At 68.8% G+C, this 11,604-nt stretch carries 13 protein-coding genes; 3 read left to right on the top strand and 10 right to left on the bottom strand.

Translation table 11 applies throughout. The features are described 5' to 3' along the window. The first annotated feature begins 2 nt into the window (after positions 1–2). The 3 genes from BG90_RS15625 (at position 3) to BG90_RS15615 (ending at position 1,747) form a co-directional block, all read left to right on the top strand. Positions 3–293 (top strand): PsiF family protein, encoded by a 291-nt coding sequence (locus BG90_RS15625; RefSeq protein ID WP_010103077.1) that lies wholly within the window; start codon positions 3–5, stop codon positions 291–293. 208 nt (positions 294–501) lie between these two features. After that, the gene (locus tag BG90_RS15620) at positions 502–945 is read left to right on the top strand and encodes a membrane protein (RefSeq protein WP_045568211.1); all 444 of its coding nucleotides are present in this window, start codon (positions 502–504) and stop codon (positions 943–945) included. Positions 946–1,159: 214 nt separating this feature from the next. Further along, positions 1,160–1,747, top strand: coding sequence for a BPSL1445 family SYLF domain-containing lipoprotein (locus BG90_RS15615; protein WP_010103067.1), 588 nt, complete (start codon positions 1,160–1,162; stop codon positions 1,745–1,747). 164 nt (positions 1,748–1,911) lie between these two features. On the opposite strand, the gene BG90_RS15610 is transcribed toward BG90_RS15615, so the two are convergent. The 10 genes from BG90_RS15610 to mltG all read right to left on the bottom strand — a co-directional run bounded on the left by BG90_RS15610 (position 1,912) and on the right by mltG (position 11,551). Next, positions 1,912–2,976: a glycosyltransferase family 4 protein gene (locus BG90_RS15610; RefSeq protein ID WP_010103066.1), complete on the bottom strand. Its 1,065-nt coding sequence runs from the start codon at positions 2,974–2,976 to the stop codon at positions 1,912–1,914. A gap of 687 nt (positions 2,977–3,663) precedes the next feature. Further along, positions 3,664–4,842 carry an AAA family ATPase gene (locus tag BG90_RS15605; protein WP_010103065.1) on the bottom strand — a complete coding sequence of 393 codons (1,179 nt, stop codon included), beginning with the start codon at positions 4,840–4,842 and terminating at the stop codon, positions 3,664–3,666. 182 nt (positions 4,843–5,024) lie between these two features. Next, positions 5,025–6,209: a mechanosensitive ion channel family protein gene (locus BG90_RS15600; protein WP_010103064.1), complete on the bottom strand. Its 1,185-nt coding sequence runs from the start codon at positions 6,207–6,209 to the stop codon at positions 5,025–5,027. A gap of 69 nt (positions 6,210–6,278) precedes the next feature. Next, positions 6,279–6,632 (bottom strand): Rap1a/Tai family immunity protein, encoded by a 354-nt coding sequence (locus BG90_RS15595; protein ID WP_010103063.1) that lies wholly within the window; start codon positions 6,630–6,632, stop codon positions 6,279–6,281. 73 nt (positions 6,633–6,705) lie between these two features. Beyond that, positions 6,706–7,428: an ankyrin repeat domain-containing protein gene (locus BG90_RS15590; protein WP_010103062.1), complete on the bottom strand. Its 723-nt coding sequence runs from the start codon at positions 7,426–7,428 to the stop codon at positions 6,706–6,708. Positions 7,429–7,439: 11 nt separating this feature from the next. Next, positions 7,440–8,249: a TatD family hydrolase gene (locus tag BG90_RS15585; RefSeq protein WP_010114940.1), complete on the bottom strand. Its 810-nt coding sequence runs from the start codon at positions 8,247–8,249 to the stop codon at positions 7,440–7,442. A 70-nt stretch (positions 8,250–8,319) separates the two neighbouring features. Continuing rightward, positions 8,320–8,826 carry a GNAT family N-acetyltransferase gene (locus BG90_RS15580; RefSeq protein WP_010103059.1) on the bottom strand — a complete coding sequence of 169 codons (507 nt, stop codon included), beginning with the start codon at positions 8,824–8,826 and terminating at the stop codon, positions 8,320–8,322. Positions 8,827–8,862: 36 nt separating this feature from the next. Then, positions 8,863–9,891, bottom strand: a complete 1,029-nt coding sequence (locus BG90_RS15575; RefSeq protein WP_045568210.1) for a DNA polymerase III subunit delta' — start codon at positions 9,889–9,891, stop codon at positions 8,863–8,865. 19 nt (positions 9,892–9,910) lie between these two features. Then, positions 9,911–10,531, bottom strand: a complete 621-nt coding sequence (gene tmk / locus BG90_RS15570; protein ID WP_010103045.1) for a dTMP kinase — start codon at positions 10,529–10,531, stop codon at positions 9,911–9,913. Further along, positions 10,532–11,551 carry an endolytic transglycosylase MltG gene (gene mltG, locus BG90_RS15565; protein ID WP_010103043.1) on the bottom strand — a complete coding sequence of 340 codons (1,020 nt, stop codon included), beginning with the start codon at positions 11,549–11,551 and terminating at the stop codon, positions 10,532–10,534. Between the last annotated feature and the right edge of the window lie 53 nt (positions 11,552–11,604).

The following is an 11,604-nucleotide window of genomic DNA, read 5'->3' as shown; positions in this document are numbered from 1 at the left end:
CAATGAAGATCCGATCGCTGATGGCCGCGCTGCTCGTCGGCGGCATGCTGGCTTCGCCCGCGTTTGCCGCAAACAGCCAGCAGGACAAGATGAAGGCCTGTAACACGCAAGCCGCCGGCAAGACGGGCGACGAGCGCAAGGCATTCATGAAGGACTGCCTGTCGGCGAAGCCGGCGAAGAAGATGTCGCAGCAGGAAAAGATGAAGGCCTGCAACACGCAGGCCACCGGCAAGACGGGCGATGACCGCAAGGCGTTCATGAAGGACTGCCTGTCGGCAAAGCCTGCCGCCTGACGCTTCCAGCGAATCGGCACGATGCCGCGCACCGTTTCGACGGGCGCGGCATTTTATTTTGCGGCGCACGCGTTGGCGCGCAGCCGACTGCGGCGTTTGGCCGCATTTTCTTCTATGATGGCTGCAGCGCGGCCCTCCCCACTCAAAAGAATCGCCATCGGGCCGCCCTCATGACGGATGCGCACCGCGCATCAAATGGAGGCACGGGATGGCATGGAGACAAAGCCGCTGGTTCCGGCGCTGGCTGATCGTCATCGTGTTCTGGGCGGTGCCCGTCGCGATCGTCGCCGTGCGTGAGATCCGCGAGGAGATGGCCTACAACTACGCCGACCTCAAGCTCGCGCTGACGACCTGGGAACTCACCGACGCGCAGCGCGCGGCGGGCGCGGCGGCGGTCTGCCGCGGCGAGCCGGACGAAGCGCGCGCGGCGGGCTGCCCCGCCGACGCGCTCGCGGCGAACGCGCGCCGCCAGCAGGAGGCGCGCGACGAATTCGCAGTGCGCAAGCGCACGCTCGCGAGCTATCTGTGGCATGCGTTCGTCGGCTATTGGATCGTCCCGGCCGCGTTCCTGTTTGCGTGCGGCGTGGTGATCGGCCTTGTGCGCCGCGCGCTGCGGCGCCCGCCCATCAAGCCGCCCGTTTCCAATCACTGACGTTTGCGCGGCTCACGACATCGACATCGTCCATCGATGCAAACCTTGGCCCAGGACAACGCGCGCATACGGGTGCCGTCGCACAATGAAACGCGCGATTTGACGGTCTTTCACCTTACAGCGGTAAGGCAAAGCGGTTCGCTGTGTTATAAAGTCCCGCGTGACACGCCCGTTCGCGGGAATCACGCTGATCTACACTTGATGGAGAAAAACGATGCAGAAACGCAATCTCGTGTTGAAAGCCGCCGCCGCACTCGTCGTGGGCAGCCTGGCGCTCGCCGGTTGCACGACGACGCCGGACAAGCCCGCCTCCGCCGCGACCAACGCGTCGAAGCGTCAAGCCATCGATGCGAGCGTCGACGCGACGCTGTCGCGCCTGTACTCGACGGTGCCCGGCTCGCGTGAACTCGTCGCGAAGTCGCGCGGCGTGCTCGTGTTCCCGGACGTGATCCAGGCAGGCCTCATCATCGGCGGCCAGACCGGCAACGGCTCGCTGCGCGTCGGCGGTGCGACGGTCGGCTACTACAACACGTCGTCGCTGTCGGTCGGCCTGCAGGCGGGTGCGCAGTCGAAGGCGATCGTGTTCCTGTTCATGACGCAGGACGCGCTCGACAAGTTCCGCGGCTCGGAAGGCTGGGCCGCAGGCGCCGACGCATCGGTCGCTCTCGTGAAGATGGGTGCGAACGGCGCGATCGACACGACGACGGCGACGGCGCCCGTCGAAGTGATCGTGCTGACGAACGCCGGCCTGATGGGCGACGTGTCGATCAGCGGCACGAAGGTCACGAAGCTGAAGATCTGACGCCGACGCGCTTGGCCGCCGCACCGGCGGCCAAGCGGCGGCCGATGCGAAAACGGCGATGCGCTTTCATGCGCATCGCCGTTTTTTTCATGCGTCGCCCGATGGTCCGATCCGACGGCCCGCCGCGCGCGGCTGGCAACGCGAGGCGCGCCGCCCTCGTTCGCTCAAGACGCCGAATCGATCACCTTGAAGCGCGAGCGCTTCTGCGCGCGAATCAGCGATTGATAGACGTCGACGTATTGCTGCGCCATCCGGCGCGACGTGAAGCGCTCTTCGAAGCGCTCGCGCACGCGCTCGCGCGACAGCGTGTGCAGCCGGTTCACGGCGGCGGCGGCGCCGATCTCGTCCTCGACGATGAAGCCCGACACGCCTTCGTCGATCACCTCCGGCACCGCGCCGCGATTGAACGCGATGACGGGCGTGCCGCACGCCATCGCTTCGATCATCACGAGGCCGAACGGCTCGGGCCAGTCGATCGGGAACAGCAGCGCATGCGCGCCCGACAGGAACGCGGCCTTCTCGTGATCGGCGATCTCGCCGATGTACTCGACGTGCGGCAGCGCGAAGAGCGGCTTGATCTCGCGCTCGAAATACTCTTCGTCCGCCGCGTCGATCTTCGCCGCGATCCGGATGCGCATCCCGCAGCGCTGCGCGATCCGGATCGCCGTGTCGACGCGCTTCTCCGGCGAGATCCGGCCGAGGAACGCGAGATACGACTGCTCGACGGGCTGCGGCGTGTAGAGCATCTCCGGCAGCCCGTGGTAGACGGTCGTCAGCCACTTCGCCTGCGGCATCGGCTGACGCTGCGCGTTCGAGATCGAGATCACGGGCGCGGTGTCGAACGTGTCGAACACCGGCTGCTGCTCCGGCAGATCGAGACGGCCGTGCAGCGTCGTCACGAACGGCGTCTCCTGACGCTTGAAGACCGAGAACGAGTAGTAGTCCATGTGGAAATGGAGCACGTCGAAGTCCCGGGCGCGGCGCGCGACGGTCTCCATCAGCAGCATGTGCGGCGCGATCCGGTCGCGAATCGATAAATCGAGCCGCAGCGCGCGCGGCCATACCGCGTCGAGCTTCGCGCGCGTGATCGAGTCGCCGCTCGCGAACAGCGTCACGTCATGGCCCAGGTCGACGAGCGCCTCGGTGATGTACGACACGACGCGCTCGGTTCCGCCGTACAGCTTCGGCGGCACCGACTCGGTCAACGGGGCGATCTGCGCAATTCTCATGGGTACGATCTCCTGTGGCGGCCGGCCAGCGAGCCGGCGTCGGGCGGCGCCCGCAAACTGTCATTATTGGCGATTGACGCGCGCCCCGACGGACCGATTGCATTTTTTGGGGCTTGTTACAGGCGGGATACATTCGGACCAGCCGCATGTTTTCAGCCGCGGCGGGCATTGTCCAGCAACATGACCCTTTTTGGCGGTTTTCGCCGCGCTTTGCCGGGACGGCGGCGTTCCGGTATGCGGCGTCGTGGTGCGCCGCAATACGCCTCAATATGCCGCAATACGCGGCGCGACGCCGCGCTTGACCTTGCTCGGCCGCTTATTTCGCTTGTCGCCGCCGCCAGCCCTCGCCGCCGCAAACCTCCGATACCCGCCAGCCACTCGGGACTTGCCGATCGTCACGCATCATGCGCCGCGCGCGAGCGCTCTGCAGCCGCTCGTGAGCCGCACCGTCACGCGCCGGCTGTGCCGTCGGCTCGGCGTCGAGTCTAGCCGAGTCTAGCCGAGCCGAGCCGAGCCGAGCCGAGCCGAATCGAATCGAATCGAATCAAACCGAGCCGAGCCGAGTCGGGCCACGCGGGGCCAGGCGGGCCAGGCGGGCCAGGCGGGCCAGGCGGGCCCATCATACGCCCACGTACCCCACGGCCGCCGCGCCGCGCTCGCCTTCCGTGCGAGCGCGTCCGGACGCGCTCACCGCGCCGGCCACTTCCATGCCGGCCGGTCGAGCGCGTCCGCATCGACGATCCGCGTCGCGCCCAGCGCTTTCTCGAGCACGATCGAATGGCTGCCCGGCTCGCGTTCGAGCGACGCGACGAGACGCGCCGCGTGCGACACGACGATCACCTGCGAACGCTCGGCCGCCTGCGCAATCAGCCGGCCGAGCGCGGGCAGCAAATCCGGATGCAGGCTCGTCTCCGGCTCGTTCAGCACGAGAAGCGCGGGCGGACGCGGCGTCAGCAGCGCCGCGACGAGCAGCAGATAACGCAGCGTGCCGTCCGACAGCTCGGCCGCGCGCAGCGGCCGCAGCAGCCCCGGCTGCCGCATCAGCACCTCGAAGCGGCCGCGCTTGCCCGGATTGTCGATCTCGAGCCGAGCGCCGGGAAACGCGTCGTCGATCGCCGCATCGAGCGCCGCGGCGGCGCCGATCTCGTAGATCGTCTGCAGCGCGGCCGCAAGATCGCCGCCGTCGTCGGACAGCACCGGCGTATGCGTGCCGACTTGGGGAAGCCGCGCGGGCGCGAGCGCGTCGGTGCGGAAATGGTCGTAGAAGCGCCACGAGCGGATCCGCTCGCGCACCGCGATCATCTCCGGCGCGCCGCGCGGGTCCGAGAACTCGGTCATCATGCTGTCGAAGCTCGCGACGGGCTGCGGCACGGTCTGCCAGCCGCCCGCTTCGTCGCGCGTGCGAAGCTGCGCGCCGTGCCGGTCGACGAGGAGCGTCGACGGCCGCAGCATCGGCCCGCTCCAGATGCACTCGCGCTTGACGACCGGATCGAGCCCGAACGCGGTCTCGCCGTTCGACGACGGCAGCCCGAGATCGATCGCGTAGCCGAAGTCGTCGCACGCGAAGCCGAGCTTCAGGCTCACCGGCTCGCTGCGAACCGTGCCCGTCACCGGCACCTCGCCCGTCAGCATCCCGCGTGAGAAGCGCTCGGGGCCCGCCCACAGCGTCGACGGCAGCCCGCCCTCGCGCGCGAGCGACGGAATCACGCGGCCCTGCGCGGTATCCGCGAGCAAGCGCAGCGCGCGATACAGGCTCGACTTGCCGCTGCCGTTCGGCCCGGTGATCACGTTGAGCGTCGCGAGCGGCACGATGAGCTCGCGCAGCGATCGGTAATGGGCGATGGCGAGTGCGGTGAGATACGGCATCGGAAGAAAGATCGATCGAATCGGCGAATAGAAAATGAATGAAGCGAACGTGAATCGAAGCGTGCGCGAACCGGTTCGGAGCCGGCGAGCGGCACGAACGGCTCCGCGACGTTTCAGCCCCGCGCACGATGCGCACCGCGGCACGGCCAACCACGCCGCCCGTCGCGACGCGCCCCGCCCGATTACGGCGCGCGCGGCGCGCCGGTCTCCGACGCCGTCGGATCGGCCGCGGTAAACGCCGCGGTGCTCGCGGCCGGCTCGAGCACGCCCTCGCCCGGATGCGGCTCGCGCGCGGCCGCGCCGGGCGTCGTCCATTCGGCGCGCTCGCGCGGCAGGCAATGCGGATAGTGCGCGTTGATGAACGCGACGAGCCCCTCGCGCACGCGGCAGCGCAAGTCCCACGCGAGCGACGAATCCCGCGCGCTGACGAGCGCGCGCAACTGCATCGAGCGCTCGGTCGCGTCGGTCACCTGCAGCACCTGCACGCGGCCGTCCCATTCGGGCGCGGCGGCGACGATCCGCGCGAGCTCGGCGCGCAACGGATCGAGCGGCAGCCGGTAATCGACGTACAGAAACACCGTGCCGATCAGCTCGGCGCTGCTGCGCGTCCAGTTCTGAAAAGGATTCTCGATGAACCACTGCAGCGGCACGACGAGCCGCCGCTGGTCCCACAGGCGCACCGATACGTAAGTGCCCGTGATTTCCTCGATGCGCCCCCACTCGCCCTGGATGATGACGACGTCGTCGAGCCGGATCGGCTGCGACAGCGCGATCTGCAGCCCGGCGATCAGGTTGCCGAGCACCGGGCGCGCGGCGATACCGGCGACGAGGCCCGCGACGCCCGCCGACGCGAGCAGGCTCGCGCCGACCTGCCGCACGTTCGGGAACGTCATCAGCGCGGCGCCCGTGCCGATGATCACGATCAGCACCATCACGGTCCGCGCGAGCACGCGGGTTTGCGTGTGGATGCGGCGCGCCTCCAGGTTGTCGGGCGTATCGATCGGATGCGCGCGGATGATCGCGTCGCCGACCGCGGCGGCAAGCCGCATCAACAGCCACGTCAGCGACACGATCGTGCCGACCGCGGCGAGCGTGCGCAGCCCGGCCGCGTGCGGCAGCGTGTCGGCGACCTGCAGCCACAGGAATTCGAGCGCGAGGAACGACAGCAGGACGAGCGACGGCCGGTCGACGTACGACACGATCACGCTCATGAACGAATAAGGCCGGGCGATCGGCACGACGATGCGCGCGCCGATCCTGTGAATGCCCGCGACCACGAGCACGACGAGCGCCGACACGACAAGCGTGCCGAGCCAGGTATGAAGCGGCGCATCCGCGATGCGCCACAGGTCGTCGATCGTCATCATGCGCGCCGTATCTCCGTCAGGTTCGCGGGGAACGCGTCCCCGCGCTGGTGGGGCGGCGGCCGGCCCGGATCAATAGCTGCGGCAGGGAAACGCCTTGCCGAGCCCGAGCGACACTGCCGTGCTCGCGTTGTAGTCGGCGAGCTTCGGATTCTCCGCGATGTACTTGCGCACCGCGTCGGTCATCTGCTGCGCCTTGATGTCGGGCGGCAAGCAGAAGTACTGGCCGACGCGCGGCCCGGTCGTGCCGCCGATCGCGTCGATCGTGTTGTAGACGCCGTCCGCCGCGCCTTCAATGTACGCCGCGCACGACGCCCGCGACTTGACGTCGGTCTTCGCACACAGCTTGTCGAGGTCGCCGGCCGTAAAGGCGGCCGCCGTCAGCGGCACGGCGAGCGCGGCGGCACAAAACATAGCCCGCAACATGAATCTTCCTTATGTCAGAAGGCGAAACCGCCGATACGACGAAAGGCGCGGCAGGCCGCCGCGCCGAAAACCGTTATTTTGCACTCTTTTGCGCATTCGGCGCTGGCGCATCGCCGATGCGCACCGTACGCTTCGACAGGATCGCGGTCGCGTCCGGCGCGTTGTAGTGCTTCGCGAACTCGAGCGCGGTGATGCCGAGCTGGTTCTTCAGCGCGGGATCGGCGCCCTGGTCGAGCAGCAGCGTGACGGTCGAGCCGTGGTTGCCGCGCGCGGCCATCATCAGCGGCGTCGTGCCGTTCGGCGACGCGGCGTCGATGTACGCGGACTTGTCGAGCAGGTACTTGACGACGTCGTCGTTGCCGTTCGTCGCCGCGTAATGGAGCGGCGCCCAGCCCTTCTTGCTCACCTCGGCGCCCTTGTCGACGAGCAGCTTCACGAGCTGCAGATCGCCGTTCAGCGCGGCGAGCATCAGCGCGTTCTCGCCCGCCTTGTCTTCCTTGTCGAGATCGACGTTCGGCGCGGCGGCGAGCGCGGCGGCGACCTGATCGGACTTCTCGCGCGCGGCGACCACGATGAGCGGATCGCCGTTCGGCGCGACCGTGTTCGGGTCGAGGCCGTTCTTCAGCTGCTTCGAGATGTCCTTGATGTCGTCGAACTTGACGGCCTTCACGATCCCGTCGAGCGACTCCGCGTGCGCGGACGCCGCCGCGAGCGCGCCGAGCCCGGCCGCGACCGCGAGCGTGCGCAGCACGGCGCCCATCGTGCGCTGTTTCGACAAGTATTTGATCGACTTCATTTTTTCAGCTCCTACCCCTGGTTGACTGGGCTGGCGTCGCCCGTGCAGGCGATCTTGAACAGCCGGAAAAAGTTCCGCGACGTCGCGGCGGCGAGCGCCTCGTCGGTCATCCCGCGTTGCGCCGCGATAAAGCGTCCGACATGACTGACGTACGCAGGTTCATTCGGCTTGCCGCGATACGGCACGGGCGCAAGGTACGGCGAATCGGTCTCGATCAGCAGACGGTCGAGCGGCACGCGCCGCGCGACGTCCTGCACGTCGGTCGCGCTCTTGAACGTGACGATGCCGGAGAGCGAGATGTGGAAGTTCTGCGCGAGCGCCGCTTCGGCGACGGGCCACGGCTCGGTGAAGCAGTGCATCACGCCGCCCGGCACGCTCGCGCGCTCCTCGGCCATGATCCGCAGCGTGTCTTCCGACGACGCGCGCGTATGGACGATGAGCGGCTTGCCCGTCGCGTGCGCGGCGCGGATGTGCGTGCGAAAGCGCTCGCGCTGCCATTCCATGTCGGCGATCGAGCGGCCTTCGAGACGGTAGTAGTCGAGGCCCGTCTCGCCGATCGCGACGACCTTCGGATGCGCGGCGAGCTCGACGAGCTCGGCGACCGTCGGCTCCCTCGCGTCCTCGTGGTCCGGATGCACGCCGACCGACGCGAAGACGTTGGCGTGATCGCGCGCGATCGCGAGCACCGACGGCAGCGTCTCGAGATCGACCGACACGCACAGCGCGTGCGTGACGCCGTGCTCGCGCATGTTGTCGAGCACCTGCGGCAGGCGGTCGGCGAGCCCTTCGAAATTGATGTGACAGTGAGAATCGACGAACATGATGAATTCCTTGCTGCGCGCGACGGCGGGCGGCGCGGCGGACGAGCCCGCCCGCGCCGCCCGCGCGCGCTTACGCGTCGACGAGCCGCTTGCCGACGATCACGAGATCGCGCTCGACGCCGTCGAGCACCGCGACGCGCGGCAGCGCGCCCCAGGTCGAGAAGCCGTAGCGCGCGAAGAGCCGCAGGCTCGGCTCGTTGTGGCCGAAGATGAAGCCGAGCGCCGTGTGGACGCCGAGCTCGGGCGCCTTCGCGAGCGCGAGCTCGAGCAGCTTGCCGCCGAGCCCCTTGCCGCGCGCGGCCTCGTCGAGATAGATGCTGATCTCCGCCGTGTGGCCGTATGCGGGACGGCCGTAGAAATCGGAGAAGCTCAGCCACGCGATCACCCGCCCCGCTTCCTCGACGACCCACAACGGCCGCGCGTGCGGATTGTGCGCGTCGAACCATGCGCGGCGGCTGTCGACCGTCACGGGCTCGGTATCGGCCGTCACCCGGCGCGACGCGACCGTCGAATTGTAGATCGCGACGATTTCGGACAGATCGTCGGGCGTGGCGTCGCGGCAGGCAAGCTGGGTCATGGATGGCAATCGGATGGACGAAACGGTTGGGCAGGACTACGCGAACAGCTCGCGGTAGCCGAGAAACAGCTCCTCGAACACGAGGCGCGCGCTGAGCGGATGGTTCTCCACCGCGCGCTGCCGCGTGACCGTCTTCTGGAAACGCGCGAACGCGTTCGCGTCGAGCGCCGCCGCGCAGCGCGCGAGCGCCGCGCGCTGCGCGGGGAAATAGCGCGGCGCGCCCGCCGCGCGCTCGGCGAGCAGATCGTACAGCCAGCGCTGCAGCCAGCCGAGCACGACGGGCACGGGCAGCTTCTGCAGCGTCTCGCCGCACGCGAACGGATCGCACGCGGCGCCCGCCGCGAGCTGCGCGAGCGTCCAGTCGCGCAGCGGCCGGTTCTCGTCGCTCGCGAGCGCGAGCGCGGCGAGCGGCGCGCCGCCCGCCTCGGCGAGCAGCGCGTTGGCGTCGGCGACGTTCTGCGCCGCGAGCCAGGCCGCGGCCGCGTCGGGCGCGGGCACCGTCATCGGCCATTGGCGGCAGCGGCTCACGATCGTCGGCAGCAGCCGGTCGATGCGCGCGGACACGAGCAGGAACACGACGCCCGCGGACGGCTCCTCGAGCGTCTTCAGGAGCGCGTTCGCGGCCGCGACGTTGAGCGCCTCGGCCGGATACAGCACGACGACGCGCGCGCCGCCGCGATGCGACGCGATCCCGCAGAAGTCGACGAGCGCGCGCACCTGCTCGATCTTGATTTCCTTGCTGGGCGTCTTGGTCTTCTTGCCGCCTTCGTCGGCGTCGCCGGCCTTCGGCTCGTCGGCCGCGCCCGGCAGCTCGCCCGCGAGCGCCTCCGGCACGACGATCCGGTAATCGGGATGGTTGCCCTGCTCGAACCACGTGCATGCGGCGCACGCGCCGCACGGCTCGCCGCTCTCGTGCGGCGTCTCGCACAGGAAGCCCTTCGCGAGGTGCCGCGCGAAGGCGAGCTTGCCGATTCCCGCCTGGCCGTATAGCAGCAGCGCGTGCGGCCAATGCGCGCGCAGCGCCTGCAGGCGGTTCCAGTCGTCGGTCTGCCACGGATAAATCATCGTTCGCGTCTTCCTTTCGTCACAGCGCGGCGAGCACGCCTTCGAGCTTCTTGCGAATCTGCGGAATCGGCTCGCTCGAATCGACGATCGCGAAACGATGCGGCGCCTCCTGCGCGCGGCGCAGGTACTCGGCGCGGGTGCGCGCGAAGAACGCGTCGGACTCGCTCTCGAACTTGTCCGGCATCCGCACCGCGCCGCGGCGCGCGCTCGCGACTTGCGGCTGCACGTCGAACAGCACCGTCAGGTCCGGCTGGAAGCCGCCCTGCACCCAGCGCTCGAGCGCCTCGAGCTTGTCGCGCGGCAGCCCGCGCCCGCCGCCCTGGTACGCGAACGTCGCATCGGTGAAGCGGTCCGACACGACCCAGTCGCCGCGCGCGAGCGCGGGCTCGATCACGAGCGCGAGATGCTCGCGCCGGCCGGCGAACATCAGGAGCGCCTCGGTCTCGAGATCCATCGGCTGGTTGAGGAGGATCTCGCGCAGCGTCTCGCCGAGCCGCGTGCCGCCCGGCTCGCGCGTGACGACGACGTGCTTGCCGCTTTTCCCGAGCCTTTCCTGGAGCCGGTCGCAGAACCACTGCAGATGCGTGGTCTTGCCCGCGCCGTCGATCCCTTCGAACGTGATGAATTTGCCACGCGCCATTCATTGACCTCGTATGTATTTGTCCACGGCTTTGTTGTGATCCCCGAGCGTGTCGGAAAAAACGCTGGTGCCGTCGCCCTTCGCGACGAAATAGAGCGCGGACGTCGCCGCGGGATTCACCGCGGCGTAGAGCGCCGCCTCGCCCGGCAGCGCGATCGGCGTCGGGGGCAGCCCGCGGCGCGTGTAGGTATTGTACGGAGTGTCGGTCTGCAGATCGCGCTTGCGCAGCCGCCCGGCGTACGCGTCGCCCATTCCGTAGATCACCGAAGGATCGGTCTGCAGCGGCATCCCGACCCGCAGGCGGTTCGCGAACACGCCCGCGACGAACGCGCGATCGGCCGCGTGCCCCGTCTCCTTCTCGACGAGCGACGCGATCGTCAGCGCTTCGTAAGGCGTCTTGAACGGCAGGCCGGGCCGGCGCGTCGTCCACGCGTCGGCGAGGCGCATCTGCATCAGCTTGTAGGCGCGGCGATAGACGTTCAGGTCGCTCGTGCCCTTGTCGAACAGATAGGTGTCCGGAAAGAACAGGCCCTCGCCGCTGCCGCGCGCGACGGCCTCGCCGGGCGCGCCGATCGCGCGCAGCAGCTCCGCGTCGCTCATCCCGGCGCTCGCGTGCGCGAGCGCGGCGTTCGCATCGAGCTCCGCGCGCATCCGCCGGAACGTCCAGCCCTCGATCACCGTGACGACGTACTCGTTGACGTCGCCGCGCGCGACCTTCTGAAGCACCTCGTACGGGGTCACGCCCGTCTTGAATTCGTAGTTGCCGGACTTGAGCCGGCTCGACAGCAACAGCACGCGCGTCATCGCGACGAAGAGCCTCGGCTCGACGGGCACGCCGCCGTGCGCGAGCTGCAGCGCAACGCCGCGCACGCTGCTGCGGGGCTTGATCGTGACGTCGAGGGTCGGCGCGGCGAGCGCGAGGGGCCGAGTGGCCCAGTAATAGGCGCCGCCCGCGCACGCGGCGCCCAGCAATACGACGGCGAGCGCCGCGAGCGCGGCGCACTTCTTCAGTAGGGACATGCGAAACGTGAATCAGGTAAGACCCATATAATACTTGCTCGCCTCTGCCAAAG

Origin of the sequence: Burkholderia oklahomensis C6786, assembly GCF_000959365.1 — a bacterium.
Taxonomy (GTDB): Bacteria; Pseudomonadota; Gammaproteobacteria; order Burkholderiales; family Burkholderiaceae; genus Burkholderia; species Burkholderia oklahomensis.
This window is presented reverse-complemented; position numbering and strand designations above follow the sequence as displayed.